This window comes from Methanolobus sp. WCC4 (genome assembly GCF_038022665.1).
In the GTDB taxonomy this organism is placed as follows: Archaea; Halobacteriota; Methanosarcinia; order Methanosarcinales; family Methanosarcinaceae; genus Methanolobus.
Map to the genome: position 1 here is coordinate 2,773,564 of NZ_CP150629.1, position 15,357 is coordinate 2,788,920.

16 protein-coding genes are annotated in these 15,357 nt (G+C 40.9%); 12 read left to right on the plus strand and 4 right to left on the minus strand.

Annotated elements, in window-relative coordinates; translation table 11 throughout:
* The first annotated feature begins 19 nt into the window (after positions 1–19).
* The gene (locus V7O63_RS13155; protein ID WP_340819001.1) at positions 20–670 is read left to right on the plus strand and encodes an HAD family phosphatase; all 651 of its coding nucleotides are present in this window, start codon (positions 20–22) and stop codon (positions 668–670) included.
* On the opposite strand, the gene V7O63_RS13160 is transcribed toward V7O63_RS13155, so the two are convergent.
* Positions 653–1,798, minus strand: coding sequence for a glycosyltransferase (locus V7O63_RS13160; protein WP_340819002.1), 1,146 nt, complete (start codon positions 1,796–1,798; stop codon positions 653–655). The two genes, V7O63_RS13155 and V7O63_RS13160, sit on opposite strands and share 18 nt — an antisense overlap.
* 250 nt (positions 1,799–2,048) lie before the next feature.
* On the opposite strand from V7O63_RS13160, the gene V7O63_RS13165 reads away from it, so the two are divergent.
* From V7O63_RS13165 to V7O63_RS13175, 3 genes are all read left to right on the plus strand, one after another.
* On the plus strand, positions 2,049–3,041 hold the full coding sequence (locus V7O63_RS13165; RefSeq protein ID WP_340819003.1) for a PHP domain-containing protein: 993 nt from the start codon (positions 2,049–2,051) through the stop codon (positions 3,039–3,041).
* A 97-nt stretch (positions 3,042–3,138) separates the two neighbouring features.
* Complete coding sequence (locus tag V7O63_RS13170) at positions 3,139–4,269, plus strand: glycosyltransferase (RefSeq protein WP_340819004.1); 1,131 nt, start codon at positions 3,139–3,141, stop codon at positions 4,267–4,269.
* Positions 4,270–4,480: 211 nt separating this feature from the next.
* Positions 4,481–5,983, plus strand: a complete 1,503-nt coding sequence (locus V7O63_RS13175; RefSeq protein ID WP_340819005.1) for a hypothetical protein — start codon at positions 4,481–4,483, stop codon at positions 5,981–5,983.
* Between the two features lie 241 nt (positions 5,984–6,224).
* Here V7O63_RS13175 and V7O63_RS13180 read toward each other — a convergent pair whose 3' ends face one another.
* Together V7O63_RS13180 and V7O63_RS13185 are read right to left on the minus strand one after the other, a co-directional pair.
* Positions 6,225–6,977, minus strand: a complete 753-nt coding sequence (locus tag V7O63_RS13180) for an SIMPL domain-containing protein (protein ID WP_340819006.1) — start codon at positions 6,975–6,977, stop codon at positions 6,225–6,227.
* Positions 6,978–7,280: 303 nt separating this feature from the next.
* Positions 7,281–8,378 (minus strand): hypothetical protein, encoded by a 1,098-nt coding sequence (locus tag V7O63_RS13185; protein WP_340819007.1) that lies wholly within the window; start codon positions 8,376–8,378, stop codon positions 7,281–7,283.
* Positions 8,379–8,969: 591 nt separating this feature from the next.
* Here V7O63_RS13185 and V7O63_RS13190 point away from each other — a divergent pair.
* Together V7O63_RS13190 and V7O63_RS13195 are read left to right on the plus strand one after the other, a co-directional pair.
* Positions 8,970–9,149 (plus strand): hypothetical protein, encoded by a 180-nt coding sequence (locus tag V7O63_RS13190; RefSeq protein WP_340819008.1) that lies wholly within the window; start codon positions 8,970–8,972, stop codon positions 9,147–9,149.
* A gap of 3 nt (positions 9,150–9,152) precedes the next feature.
* Positions 9,153–10,469 carry a hypothetical protein gene (locus V7O63_RS13195; protein ID WP_340819009.1) on the plus strand — a complete coding sequence of 439 codons (1,317 nt, stop codon included), beginning with the start codon at positions 9,153–9,155 and terminating at the stop codon, positions 10,467–10,469.
* A gap of 249 nt (positions 10,470–10,718) precedes the next feature.
* Here V7O63_RS13195 and V7O63_RS13200 read toward each other — a convergent pair whose 3' ends face one another.
* The gene (locus V7O63_RS13200; protein ID WP_340819010.1) at positions 10,719–12,422 is read right to left on the minus strand and encodes a tetratricopeptide repeat protein; all 1,704 of its coding nucleotides are present in this window, start codon (positions 12,420–12,422) and stop codon (positions 10,719–10,721) included.
* Positions 12,423–12,917: 495 nt separating this feature from the next.
* Between V7O63_RS13200 and V7O63_RS13205 the strand changes: the two genes are divergently transcribed.
* From V7O63_RS13205 to V7O63_RS13230, 6 genes are all read left to right on the plus strand, one after another.
* Complete coding sequence (locus V7O63_RS13205) at positions 12,918–13,163, plus strand: hypothetical protein (protein WP_340819011.1); 246 nt, start codon at positions 12,918–12,920, stop codon at positions 13,161–13,163.
* Positions 13,164–13,667: 504 nt separating this feature from the next.
* The gene (locus V7O63_RS13210) at positions 13,668–14,534 is read left to right on the plus strand and encodes a hypothetical protein (RefSeq protein ID WP_340819012.1); all 867 of its coding nucleotides are present in this window, start codon (positions 13,668–13,670) and stop codon (positions 14,532–14,534) included.
* Between the two features lie 2 nt (positions 14,535–14,536).
* The gene (locus tag V7O63_RS13215; protein ID WP_340819013.1) at positions 14,537–14,842 is read left to right on the plus strand and encodes a hypothetical protein; all 306 of its coding nucleotides are present in this window, start codon (positions 14,537–14,539) and stop codon (positions 14,840–14,842) included.
* Positions 14,839–15,033, plus strand: coding sequence for a hypothetical protein (locus V7O63_RS13220; RefSeq protein WP_340819014.1), 195 nt, complete (start codon positions 14,839–14,841; stop codon positions 15,031–15,033). Before V7O63_RS13215 ends, V7O63_RS13220 begins: the two co-directional genes overlap by 4 nt.
* On the plus strand, positions 15,033–15,194 hold the full coding sequence (locus tag V7O63_RS13225) for a hypothetical protein (protein WP_340819015.1): 162 nt from the start codon (positions 15,033–15,035) through the stop codon (positions 15,192–15,194). The genes V7O63_RS13220 and V7O63_RS13225 overlap by 1 nt, the downstream gene beginning before the upstream one ends.
* Positions 15,187–15,357 carry a hypothetical protein gene (locus V7O63_RS13230; protein ID WP_340819016.1) on the plus strand — a complete coding sequence of 57 codons (171 nt, stop codon included), beginning with the start codon at positions 15,187–15,189 and terminating at the stop codon, positions 15,355–15,357. Before V7O63_RS13225 ends, V7O63_RS13230 begins: the two co-directional genes overlap by 8 nt.

Below are 15,357 nucleotides of genomic sequence, written 5' to 3' on the forward strand. Positions count from 1 at the left end.
ACCAGACAAGTTCCTTAATGTGATAGAAGCTCTGATATTTGATATGGACGGCGTGCTCATCGACTCGATGCATCTGCATTCAAAAGCCTGGAAGACTGCTTTCATGGAAGTCGGGATAGATATCGATGAAAGAGATATATTCAGTCTTGAAGGGGAGAATGACCCGGGAATCGTGAAGATGGTACTGGACAGTAGCGGAAGTGATGCTGGCAGGTTCGATGAACTCATGAATTTGGTCCCGCATAGGAAGCATGAACTCTTTGACAGGGATGCTGTTACCATGTTCAGCGGTATCGATGAATGCCTGAAAGCATTGAAGGACAGATTCAGACTTGCTGTTGTTTCAGGTTCTGACAGAACTGTGGTCAAGGTGATGATGGACAGGTTCTTCCCCGGAGTTTTCGATGCCATTGTCAGCGGAGATGACACTGAGAAAGGAAAGCCAGAGCCAGACCCCTATAACAAAGCTGTGGAATTGCTGGGAGTTGAGAAGCAGAACTGCATCGTCGTGGAAAATGCAAGACTTGGGGTCATGTCTGCGAAGAATGCAGGGATATTCACAGTTGGAATACCAACCTACCTTGAAAGGAAAGAGCTTGAACATGCAGACATAGTACTGCATGACCACGAAGAGCTATTCAGGTTCTCAGGACTATTGCTTCGTACATGAGAAAGCATATTTCTCAATTCTTTTTCTTATATATGCAGGTCCATCCAGGACCTGTGCCTGTTCTTTAAGTTCGGATGTCCTTGACCTGAATGACTCATCGTCTATCAATTGACGGATGGAATCAAGCAACTCCCCAGGGGTGGCAGAGTAAGTGAAGAAAAATCCGTACCCGTTCTTTTCCAGAAGGCGGGCATTGTTCTCCTGTTCATTATGACCCTGATCAGGGAAGGAGATGACAGGCAGACCGAAGCTTAATGACTCTGTGAGAGTACCGTGGCCTCCGGTACATATCACAAGGTCACTGGACCGATAGTAAGGAAATGGGTCAGGGATGAGTTTCTTTATGTCCACATTATCAGGTACGTTATCCAGCAGGCCATAGTCAAGGTCAGGGCCTCCTATCAAAGTATAATTGATGTTCAGGTCCATTTCCGCTGCCTTGAGGATCATCCTGAATATCTGGAGCCGGTATCCGAATCCCCCTATACTGCAGAGTACATGAGGTCTTTTGACATCGTCCTTCGGGACAACTTCATCGAACCTTTTCCTGAGGACAGGACCTGTGAACTCCACTTTGTGCTCCACTCCTTTTGGAAATGACAGATTGGAGCCACATATGGTGGATGGTGGTTTGAAGTCCGGGACGAATATGATATCTATATTATTATAGATCCATGTGTAGAACATCCTCACGGCCGAACCTGCAAGAGCCACAGCTGGTCCTTTGCCTTTGAAGAACTCCTCCATGCTGGACTGGTTGACTATCATACCCCGGTTTATGCCCCTCCTTTTAGCTGCGAGAATGCCGAGATAATAACCATCCGATATCACAAAATGCGGGTTTACCTTTTTGACAAGGTCTGTGACATTTTTGATATTTCCGATAGAGATGGCGCCTGCTGTTGCCATTATGGAATTCCTGAGGTCCAGTGAACCGTTCTTTCCGTTGAGTTTCAGTTCCTGCGGGACCTCCATTACACTGAGACCTGACCTTTCGATGAGTTCCTTTGAGTATCCATAGGCTCCGATGGTCACATCATGACCTGCAGAGATCAGTTCATTTGCAAGGGAGATGCAGCGTCCGGTATGACCCAGACCTTCACCACAGACGAAGATAAGGAACCTCATGATATCACCATAAGATCACATGGACCACATGGATCACATAAATCATAAAAAGAAGCGTCATTCAGGGCTGCAGCAGATAAAGAAGAGAGCATAAGAACAATTGCAGGTATTTTGTATATAGAAGTTACTAATATAGAGTACAGTGATATATAGAGATATCAGATACGAATATAGATAATAGTGATAAAGTATTTATTTTAAACTTCCGACCTGCATATATAAAGAAAAAAATCAATGCGGGTGTGAGAAGTTGTTCTGTAATAAGATTAATTCGAAGCATAGGATACTTCCTTCAGAAAAGGCAGCAGAACTTATCGGGAAAGGATGGAATAAAGCAGACCTGCACGTACATACATCCTGCTCTTACGACGTACCCGCCAGCAAGTTCACCAGACCGGCCAACCTTATGCAAAAAGGGCTCAATGAAGGACTTGATCACATAACTTTTACAGATCATGATACAGTGAAGGCCTATGATATCATGGGATGGGACAGGGAAAGACTCACAACAGGGGTGGAGATATCCATCACGGACATGGAGAATGTGGGTCACACTATACACATCAATGCATTTGACTTCGACAGGAGACACTATGCAGAGATAGAACCTATAGTTCAGAAGGAACAGGACATCTACAGTCTGCTGGACTACTTTAGAAGCAATGACATACTTCACATGTATAACCACCCATTCTGGTTCAAACCGGGTGAAAAACCCAACCTTTTTGCAGTGCCGGAACTTGCGAAACAGTTCCCTGTGATAGAGTATAATATGCAGGACCTGACGCAGAAGAACTTCTTCTCAATGGTGCTGGCACAGCGTTACAGGAAAGGGCTGGCTGTGACCACCGACAGCCACACAGGAAGGATCGGGAGGGTCTACACTGTGGCAAAAGGTGACACTTTCAGAGAGTATTTCAGGAACATCGAGAGGGGCAGGTCCTTCATGATGATAGACGAACCTATCTGGAAGCATATCAGCCATGAACTGAATGCATGGGTGGAGCTTATCTTCAATATGGAGAAACGCATGACAGAAGAGGGTGGCTACTCTACGGGTGTGGAGGTATTCGATAGGGTTGTCAGCCTCTTTGTCGATGAGAACAGGAAGAAACACCCGCACATCAGCAATGCAACCATGCATCTAGCACAGCATTTCTTCGGCTCCGGGCTGCCTTTCCTGTTATACAGGATATCGAAACAGCCACAGGTTTCCAGGATCGGTCGTGTCGTGAAAAATTGAATATAGGAACTGGCCGGAACTGAGTGAAAGTATTTTTAAGAGATGCATACATATTTGCACCGTTGGTTCTTAGAGCCGGATGTTTTTTGGTGTTAAGATGAAAGTTATGATCTTTGTTTGTGGTGAAGGGTTAGGACACACCAGCAGATGCATCTCTATTGGCAGGGAACTTGTGAATGCAGGCCATGATGTCCATTTTGGTGCTTACGGTTATTCCAGGGAACTTATCGAACGTAAGGGATTCATCACCCATGAAGTACCCTCGGAGATCACACTTGTAGGCAAGGCCGGTTCCCTGAATATGAAGAGGTCCATTCTTGCAACATTCAAGAGAGGGCAGTTCCTCAGCCTGATAAAGATCCGCAGGTTGCTCAAGAGGAACAGACCCGATGTTGTTATATCTGACAGTTATTTCATGGGAATGATAAGCGCCAGAACACGCAACATCCCCTGCCACATGATAGTCAACCAGTCTAACATGGAGGAGTTCTTCAAGGGCAAGGGCGTGTCCAGCAAGATACTGGCAGAGATCGTGAAGAAGTCATACACCGGCATGTTCAAAGTGCCCGATAAGGTGATCATCCCGGATTATCCCCTGCCGCATACGGTGTGCAGGAAGAATCTGGAATTTAAGAAAAAGACATGGAAAAAGGTATTCTTCAGTGGTCCGCTCATCGGAAAGACATATGATGAGACTACTGCACAGGAACTGGGACGCCCGCATGTACTCTGCACTGTTGGTGGTTTCGGTTACAGGGAACCTATCTTCAGGAAGGTGATAGAGGCGGCAGGCATGGATAGTTCCATCAATTATACCCTGCTCTCAGGTCCAAGCGTTGATCCCGAAAGTCTCGGGACCCTGCCGGAGAATGTGACCATCCTGAAGTTCATCGATGACCAGTTCCCATACATGAAGGCCTCGGATGTGGTTATCGCACCCGGAGGCCACAGTACCATGATGGAAGCCCTGAGCTTCGGAGTTCCCATGATAAGCATCCCGGACCAGAAACACAGCGAGCAGCAGAACAATGCCCTTGTTATCGAAGAGGACGGCCTCGGGAAGAGACTGGACTATTCCGCATCTCCCGAAGATATACTCCGAAATGTCAGGCTGCTGATCGATGATGAGAAATACGGGAACAAGCTTGCTGAGATGCGGGATATGGCCTCGGAGCTGAACGGACCGAAGGCTGTGAGATTGATGCTGGAAAGCTGCATCAGAACGTAAATAATAAAGAAATCACTAAATCTTTTTACTCCTTTGTTTGGTAATTTATATAATAATCATATAATATATTTTTTTAAATAGAAATCCATATAAATAGTGAACAATATACATTGTCTGCTTAGTGTAGAAATTAGCAGCTATACTAACTGTTCACTTTACTTTTGTGAAAAACATCATACAATGGGCAGATCAATACCAAATGGTGGCCTGAATGATATATGGAGAAATGGAATTTTTAGGGATCATTGATATTCCACGCATCAATACGATGTTCTATATAGATACCTCACGGTGGGATCAATGGAAAGTAACCCTTTACGATGACAACCTGGAGATCCAGACCTCATGTAGTGTGCTATCTATTAATTTTAAAGATATATTGATCGTCGATCGGCCTTTACCGCAGGCTATTGTCAGTAAGATCCAGAACTCCAGCAGGCATGGTTCTGTGATGGCTATTGACTATAAGAAAAATGCAACCTTTGGTACTGGTGAAGTGGTAAATTCAATGATGCTTGCCGGTAAAAAGTCGGACATTTCCAATCTTAAATACATGCTGATGAGCCTTTTAGGATTGAAAGCTGACCCGCTGATCGGAGAGATGAAACCACAGGAGATCCATTTGTTGTTCCTTCTGGCTTCCGGAGTAAATAGTTCGGACATGCTGCTACCTATTTTTGATGGCGATGAAGAACTGATCAGAAGAACTTTTGTGTCTCTTAAAACAAAGAAACTTGTTGACGAATATGCAAGTATCACCCCCCAGGGAGCCGAGTTAATAGAACGGATGAAAGAATTACAAGTTGATCCGCTAATTGAGAACCTTGGTCCAAAAGATGCGCGCTTGCTGTTTCTTTTAGCTTCGGGAGTAAAAAGCAAAGAAATGCTGCTACCTATTTTTGACGGAGACGAAGAGCTGATAAGCAAGATATACACATCCCTCAAAGCAAAGAAGTTAGTTGATGAATATGCCAATATCACTCCTCATGGAGCCGAAATTATAGCGAAGATGAAAGGTATCGATAAAAAGAAGCTTGGTTCCAGTGCCCAGAGAGAATTTGAAAAATTGTCTACTACATGGAACTATCTGGATACAATGGCTGCAGGCAGTGAAGACCTGATCAGGATAATATGGAAATGTGGCGATTCATCATTGTGTGGAAACCTGGTGGTAACTGAAATTAAAAGGTTTATTAGTAGCAGCAACATCAGACAGATCAAAATTGAAAATCCTGAAAATACGCATTATATAGATATCATTGTGAATGCTACAGATGATTCTAAAATGTTAATGAGGTCAAGGGACTACTCAACCCTTATTGCACTTTATGGGATGCTTAACAGAGAGGAAGATGCCCAGATCCGTATTCTCTTCTGCTTTTATCTTGGTTATACGATGGAACCGGATATACTGAAAATTCTGAATATACCCCGTTCCCACTATGAAAGACATTTCGCCATACTTGTATCAAGTAGCCTGGTCGACATGGATAGTAAAGAACTGACAAACGCAGGTGTAAAACTTATTTCAAGGAAGATCATTGGCGATGTTTCTGTCCTCTTTGAATGGAACTCTTCTGACCTTAAAGATGAGAACTTTAAAAGAATGGAGGACAGTAAAAAGGCATGTGCAAAAAAGAAGGTTCTTGATATACTGCAAAGTAAATACGATAAAAGAAATAATCCCGAGGCAGAAGCCCGGGTTTCAAGATAGACAGTTCCTACAAATGTCTGTCTGATCTGTCGGTCAGATCTGTTTTTCAATGTATTACAAGCATCCGATGCTCTTTTTCGACCCCATAACCGCATAATAAAAGAAAAGGAGCCACCGGCATCTACCGGCGGCTTGTGGTGGTTGGTTGGTATATAGATAAAGAACCTACAGACCGATATCAAATGGCCTGTAATTCCCCATCTTCTTCATCTTCAATTCCCGGATGTTATGCCAGATAGCCTTATCCAATGTAGTAGGTGACCTGCACTGACATCGAGACAGTGGACTCTCCCGGCTGGATAGGTGTGGAGACTCCTGCTTCCTCCATCTCCATTGCAGCATCCATTGCATAGTAGACCCTGTTGTTCCCGCCTTCGTTTATGGATGCGGTCTGCACGCCTTTTATCTTAAGACCAAGGCTGTCGGCAAGTATCTCGGCCTTTGAGGATGCATCGGCTACTGCTTCATCCATGAGATCCTCACGAAGCTCTTCCTGCTGCTCGTCGGATACGGAGAAGGAGATGCTTCCTATCTGGTTTGCTCCGGCTGCGGCTGACCTGTCGATCACATCACTGAGGATGTCGAGGTCGGTGGTTGTGACCTCCACGCTGTTGGATGCGGAGTAACCTGTGATGGTCCTGCCTTCATCATAGTTGTAGATAGGATACACGGACACATAGGAGGTCTGTATCTCTTTGTCCTCAAGCCCGAGTGCCTTCAGTTCTTCTATGACCGCGCTCATGATTGCCGCGTTCTCACTGGCAGCCTCTTCCGAGGTGTCAGCCTGTACCACGGCACCTATGCTTATCTGCGCCGTGTCAGGAGTTACCTTCTGTTCTGCATACCCGCTCATGCTTATGGTGTCTGCTGTTCCTGTACCTGTTCCCGTTCCGCTCTGCGAGATGCCGTATATCGTCAACGACATCACCACCAGTACGACCGATAGTGCAATTATAGCGAAATAGGATCTATCGCTTTTGTTATCAGATGACATATTCACTTCCTCTTGTTCTTTGATCTCTAACCGGGGATTCTGACCGGTTATTGTGTAATATATAGAAGGCGTTGTACATATTAAAGAATTGTCTAAACTGCGAGTTGAGTTGTAGTTATAGATGGAAGGAGAGGGAGGGAGATGTTAGAAAGAATTAGATAATAAGGTTAGTTAATGAGAAAAAAATTGTTGGTAAACGAATTAACATATAAACTAAAAATATACTCATAAATATCAGACCCTGTTGCAAGAGAAACACCAGAATGAAGTTGTGACACAAAATAAACCATAGAATAATTTAATTCAGGCATCAATTGTTTCCTTTATCAGGAAAGTGGTTCTTTTGCTGTAAGTTAGAACATCAAACTTTAATGCATAATATCCTACATTCATTTCTGTACTGTTTATGTAAAATTCATATTCCCCATTTCCAAGGTAAATACCACGCAAAATATTGTTTTCTACTGTATCATATTCTTCTTTGCTACCAAATTTTAGACTTGAAACCGGCACAAAAGATGGTTCGTTCTCTTTATACAAATACACAGTTAGATTGCCATTTAACCCATTAATTTTAACGTTTATGGGAATAGGAGATTCATCCAATTCGTAAACGGACTTCATATCCAAGTCAATACTTGATACTGGGATATTAAAATTTAAAAGTATAAACAATGAAAAAAGAAGAATTAGGTTAATCAGCGATATGGTAACTTTTTTATTATTTACATCATCACTGTTTTCATTGCTATCAATGTAAGCTTTTGAAAGAAATTCAACTAATAACAGAATAGATAAAGATAATAGTGAGGAAATTATTGCGATGGTGATGATTCTATCAGGAGTACATGTGATACTACCATACACAACAAATAAAAAAACAGTGGAAAAAATAAATGTTAATAGATGAAATATTTGGTCAAACTCCTCATTCATAGAGTCAAGTCGAAGTTTGAATTCAATCCTAGCACTAGAAATAATAACTAAAGATATTGTCAAAAGCATAGAAAATATAGAAAAATCATCATCATTTAGTAAAGAAAGACAATAAACAAACAATACCATAATTAATGCTACATAAATAAAAAAGAAAGATGCATCATATAATGAAGAGCAAAACAAATTCATTTTCCTTTTGAGAGGAGATCCCATTTGATAAGAAAGTGCATACCCTTGAAGAAGAATAAACACTAGCAATGTGAAAATAATGACATATATACAAAGGTGAAGATAATATAAAACTAACCAAGTAGAACCTACTTTTTCAACAAAAAATTTAGGAATTACTGTATATAAAATTACAACAAATAGTCCTATTAAACTAATTGCAAAAGATAATCTTTCCTTGTATTCGCCTGAACTAGGGGAATTGACATTATTTGAAGAATCTAATTCATCCATTCACTTACATTCCTTATTAACACAAAACAATCCAAATTATTTATGATAATCATTAAAGGGTTCATCTAATATTAGTATTATTCTTTTGCATAATAGAGCCTCACACCCCTTTACTTATGGAAAACAGCAGAAAAATCATAAGAGTTTTAACTCTTTATCACAAAATTAAGCAAAAGAAAAGTTAAGTGCGCCGACCGGGATGTGATGTCTGAGAATCATCATAATGACTCCCAGAAATCCCGCGCACCTTTCCGATTATAGCAATCTTGGAACCGTCCTGGTTCGATAGAAAAGACGGTTCATTTTTCATCCTGTTGGCGCAGGCTTGCCACATTAGAAGGTATTTGCTAATATCTATTGTGTCTATATATAAGTTTCATTCGTGTTTTTTTGGTACTATATACAACTGATTTGTTTTTTATATAGTGTTGCTGAAATCCAAATGTTTAAATATAGGTCATTCTAATTTTTTTCTATTCAGGGTGTGGCAACTCTGATATAAACTTAAATGGTTCGATTGAAATGAAATTCATCAATATTGTTAGCATTAGCTTTAGCTGTGCGCGCGCTTCCATGAAGGAGGCCTGACACTTGGCTAGAACACATTATTCTGTACGTCAGAATGATAGAGGTTTGTCTGTCTGCATTCCCAAAGAGGCAGCTGTTGCTTTAGGTATTGTCGGCCTTGATGGTACTTTATTGCAGTCTGTTGTTAAAGTTGATCTCTCTCCTGATAGGTCATCTCTGACAATCAAGCCCTATTCATGCTGACATATGCAGCCCGAATTAAGGTCTCCTACTCCTGATTGGGAAAATATCAATCAGGACAGAGCAAAACAAACAAAACGACATAATCGAAAGATCTCTAAACTGCACTATCCTGCAGAGTCCATAGAGGACTTTGAACCCCCTGAAGAGCGATTCGATCCTCTTACTACTCCCATGAATAAAGGTAACTTTACAATACCTGGTGAGGGGCAAAAGCCTTGTTATTGTCATACAAGGTCGTTAACCCACATGCATAAATCTGGTAACGGTGCCGCTTCAACCTTCAAGACATGTAAACTATTGCGCTGTCCTTGTTGTGGTCAATTCAAAACCGATTCTCTCACTTTTAAAAACTCTGTTCTTGTAGAATGTTATGCCCTGGTAACTGGTGACCGTCCATTTCGTTACATCGGTTCGATGCACACTGATGTTCAGGATAACGTCACCTTAAAAGATATCCGCAATTTCAAACGTAACGTAAAAGATCGTGTAAAACGCCAGGGTGTAACAGCTGGTATCCAAATATTCCACCCATTCAGGTTAAAAAAGCATGTACAAGATGCAATACGTGTTCTCAATGGCGAAAATACAACATCCGGAGGCTTCTGGAGCTATGTCAGGAACCCTTCTAATATTGAAAAAATAAATGCTTATCTTGGTACTGAATATCGAAACTGGCGTGATTGTTCCAACCTTTCAATACATGTTCATGGTCTTGGATTTCCCTCTCATCAAAAGATCACCGGTGACAAAAAAGTAGTCATTCGCAAACTGCAGAAAAAAGACGGTACTTACACACTTGAAACAACAACTGACCTTGTAAAACATATCCGTTATCTGATGACCCATGCCGGCGCGTTAACAAATGTTGATGATGAATCCCGGATGCAGGCATGTACACCCTTTGGTGATCTCCACAACTGGAAACCTGAAGAATATCTTACACAAGAAGAGATCCAGGGAATACAGGCCGACGTCTTGCAGGTCCTGAACGAGAACAGGACAAAACCCTATACATTCAATGCAAAAGGCGAACTCTGTTATCTTGGAGATGAGGCCACATCTGACGAAAAACTAAAAGATCAGGGATATTATCCCTTACATGAATTATTTGATGCTTATGATGAATTCACTGCAGAGTGTCGACAAGGCTGGTTAAGCTCGATAACCAATGAGGCTAATCTTGAATATGTGCTGTATCTGATGAGCGAACGCTCTCGAATTCTGGATGATAAAACAATACCGCAAAAACTGCGGTGTCTTTTCCTGCAGGATCTTAAAGATCCCCCTGATAGTTTTGAGATCATCGAATTAGATTGGTGAGGCTGGCATATGATAGAAGAAAATAAGATATGTGAATGTGGAGCACCTGCTCGACATACAAGTAAGTCCTGGGATAGGACCGTGTATAGATGTGACGAATGTTATGAGAAATATCTATCTAAACATGGGGTAAAGTGGCATTGAGTTAATCCTAATAAAAATATTAACTTTTGAGCAGGCATGTTTCTTCTTACTACTTGGCAATCAATGATTTTTTCAGACATATCATCTTTTTCCATAGGTTCAAAATCACAATTTTTCTTTTGATATTTCCTTGTACTTGCCATATGCCTGTAATGCTTCTTCCTTTCTACCAAGTTCATCAAGAACAAGACCTTTATTGTACCAGGCTAAAGCAAAATCAGGATTTGCAGTTGTTGCTTTCTCATATGCCATTAATGCCTCTTCCTTTCTGTTAAGGTCCTCAAGAACAAGACCTTTATTGTACCAGGCTGAAGCATTATTAGGATCAATTGTTGTTGCTTTTTCATATGCCTGCAGTGCTTCTTCCTTTCTGCCAAGGCCCTCAAGAACAAGACCTTTATTGTACCAGGCTAAAGCAAAATCAGGATTTGCAGTTGTTGCTTTCTCATATGCCATTAATGCCTCTTCCTTTCTGTTAAGGTCTTCAAGAACAAGACCTTTATTGTACCAGGCTGAAGCATTATTAGGATCAATTGTTGTTGCTTTTTCATATGCCTGCAGCGCTTCTTCCTTTCTGCCAAGATCCTCAAAAACAACACCTTTATTGTGCCAAGCTGAAGCTCCATTAGGATCGATAGTTATTGCTTTGTCATATGCTTGCAGTGCTTCTTCCTTTCTGCCAAGGTCATTGAGAACATTGCCTTTATAGTGCCAGGCTGAAACATAATCCGGGTCGATGGTTATTGCTTTGTCATATGCTTGCAGTGCTTCTTCCTTTCTGCCAAGGTCATCAAGAACAAGACCTTTATTGTACCAGGCTAAAACATAATCCGGGTCGATAGTTATTGCTTTGTCATATGCCTGCAGTGCTTCTTCCTTTCTGCCAAGTTCAGCAAGAACAAGACCTTTATTGTGCCAGGCTGAAACACCATTAGGATCAATCGTTATTGCTTTTTCATATGCCTGCAGTGCTTCTTCTTTTCTATCAAGGTCATCAAGAACAATACCTTTATTGTGCCAAGCTGAAGCATCATTAGGATCAATCGTTATTGCTTTATCATATGCCTGCAGTGCTTCTTCCTTTCTGCCAAGTTCATTGAGAATATTGCCTTTATTGTACCAAGCTTTGCCAAAATAAGGGTCAATAGATATTGCTTTGTTATTTGCTTTTAATGATTCCTCTATTCTTCCAAGAGCACTAAGGACAACACTTTTACTGGACCAAACTGCAGCATTGGCATCATTAATTTTTAAAGCCTCTTCTATACAATAGAGTGCATCTTCAAAATTGTTTTTATAAAATTTACTTGAAGCAAGATTTAGGTAATCTGTAAAATCGAGTTCATGTCCAAATGTTTTTAACAAATCCAGTGCAGGTATTGCCGAATCAAATTTATCAATTTTAGATATTATTTCTTTAGATGGCTTATCTTCAAGGGGAATCAGACCAACTACAGATTTTATTTTTTCAATGTAATCATCTGCAAAATTTAACTTGCTTTCTAATAATTCAGATAGTTTTTCAGTTTTTGTTTCTAGTTTTTTCCATTTCCTGTATTCAAAACCAAGAATAGCTCCACCGATAGTGAATAATATTGCAATTAATGCTATCAAAGCTGTTATTGCAGTAAGGATTGCGTTCAGTATTGACAAAGAACGATCCAGGTTTTGATTTGCTAATAACAAATATTGATTTTCATTAGTACTTTGTAGCCCTATATTATCTGAAGATGAAAATGAAATATTGCTGATATTTGAAGATAGATTTTCCTTATACGATGAATTATTATATGCTAGTGCAGAATTCATGATAATTGATATAATTAAACATAAGATTACTGTCTTACATAAGGAAAATCTCATACCGACTAATAAACTTTGTATAATATATAAGTTATGAACTCTTATACTATCGAATACATCAATCCAAGTATTTCCAAAGTATCTAAAATCCTGTGGCTAGAAGCAGCTCATCATGTACCAATACATTAGCCACCTATCCCGTAACAATAGCAAGGGTGTGAGCGGAGAGGGGCCGACTGGCCGAGCCCCTCGGGAGCGGAACCCTGCCCGAAGTTTTTGCTAGCCCTGACCTTGCTTTAAACTAAAATTCCTATTCAAAATTTAATCGTATATCCGTTCAGTTCATCATCCTTACAGTCCTTACTTTAATCGAACTCCCTTTACGCTTCTGTTTCTCATTCCTTCTAAACTCGTTTTGTGTGTGTAACTATACTCACATAAAAATTCATGTTTAAATATCCCTTCTCTCAAACTCGTGATTACCCGAAGGAGGGTGACATGATGAAAGACAAAGAAGTTAAAACACTAGTTTTCATGGGCGGTTCCATTGACATAAAAGCCCAGGGTGAGTTCACCAACGATAAAAATGAGGTCGTTAAATATGCTCCAAAAATAGACGTGAGCACCATTGTAGACCATAAAGGCATAATCAAGCCTGAGATCTTCAACAACATGCTCGATGCATTGAGCAAGGATACCGATGCAAAACAGGCCATAAAAGAGCTTGCTTCCTGGAAACCCAACTAACTCCACCGATGAGAGGGCCACCGTATGCCAACCATCAAACCTATACTCTTTTTTCTGGCCCTCTTACTCTTCATAGTTCCTGCATCTGCCAACGTTTTCCATAATGCTGATTTTAGTGCCGGAACATTGACTAATTGGTCTTCTTCAAGCTCAGGTTACACTGGGGGTTCTGTTGGTGTTATTTCTGGTTCAGCATACATTAACCACTATGCTGAAAGAACAGGAAGTTCTTCTAAATCAGGATATCATGAAATATACCAACCTGTTGATTTTTCCAAAGTGACCGGAGATACATTAAGTTTTGATTTTAAATGTTCTGAGATCACATATGGCGGATACGGTAAATTCTATGTTTATGTTGGTACCACTTTAGTTTACTCTTATAGTTCTACTGTTTCGTGGACTCATGTAGATGTTGATCTAAGTCCTTATTCTTTCACAGGAACACAAAACATTAGATTCCAGTCTTATGGTTATTCTTCCTCATTATATGAGTCAGGAGGCATGAACAGTAATGTTGATAATGTTAATTTAGAAGGTACTCCATACGATGAGGAAGTACCTAATAACAACCTTGTAGAATTCGCCTATGATGAAGAACAGCCTGATACCTGGATAGATGTATCCTATTACATCGATGACCTGCAGGAAAGTACATCAGAATTTGATGGTTATGTAACTCTTGATCACGACTATTCCTATTATCTTGAATTCGACTATGACACCGAGCCTGTTCAGGTAACTTTACCTTTTACCCTTAACTCTGCATCCGGTACGAAGCAGTTCCTGACCCCTGCATTTCCATCTTACCCTGACACAGTCGAGGTATCCCTGGTAGAGCTATACAGAGTAACACAAACATGGTCCGGCCTCTCAACTGTCATAGAGGAAACTGAAACTACCCTGGCAACCGATACCCTGACCGTTACAACATCGGCAAACAACACGAACAACGAGACATTACCCGAAGAACCTGAAGAACCAGAGGAACCTGAAGACCCTATACTTGATCCTCCGGAAATGCCTGATGATCCTTTCCAGGACGGAACAGAAGAGAACAACGAAACAGGGTCCTACAACTCCACATTCCTGAGCGGATATTATGGTTCTGTAGATTCCGTTGCTAACTACCTGTTCCAACCTACCGAGAACGGATTCACCTTTCTTATGTATCCGGTGAATGCCATTAACGATTCCATCAATAGTGCAAACACATACCTTCTATCCTCAACTGCTGAAATGCAGGGATACAACCCTATTGTAGCCACCATATTTGCACCTGTAGTTAATTCAATGCCTCCAAAGGTTCAGGCTTTGATAACTTATAATCTGGTCTGGCTGATGGTTCTGATGATCTTCAAGAGGAAATGACCATGAGCTTACTTGATATTGACTTTGAACAGTTCCTCAGTGAACTTCTGTATGCTCTCCTTTATCCCCTTAAGGTCATATTCAGCCATTTGACAAACATAATTCAGATCATAATAGGTTCTTTCGTTGGCCTCATAGATTCCCTCTTCACCTTCTTTGATTCCCTGTACTCTCTGGTCAGTACCTTTGTCAGTCTCTGGATGCCTTCTCCCTGGATCCTTCTAATCCTGTTAATGCTCACTATTGTCTTTTTATTGCGTATCTACTGGTTCTTTAAGGACGTTGAGATACTGGGGAACAAGATATGAGCGACTTTCTGCTAGCATTTGGATTTTTCCTCAATGTTATTGTAATGCTCTTCCAGATGCTTGACAATGTCATCATCTTTGATACTCATACAGTCCTTGACCTCTTACTCGCTTTTGAATTTGTAGGTGTCACCCTGTGGGGTATCTTTGAACTTATCGATGACAACTCGAAACATTCGGAGGACTCTTAATGACCTTTCAACTCGCTGACAATCTCTTCAATTCAACTATTGCAACCTCATCCTATCCATGGGGTCAGGATGTGATCATCGCTTTACTGTTAGTGATAGCATTCTGTGAATTATTACAAACCTTCTACATGCTCTACAGGAGGACTTCTAACAATGACTAGTAACGTAATGCCGCTTATCTATGATTTCCTTGGTACTCCTACATCAGATGTGACTTACATCATCTGCATGCTTGTAGCTGGCTGCTTCCTTGTTCTCGTCTTTGTAGGCGTAATTGATCTTTTCAAGCTCATTGGTTCACACATAGGAAATGGGGGGAGGTGA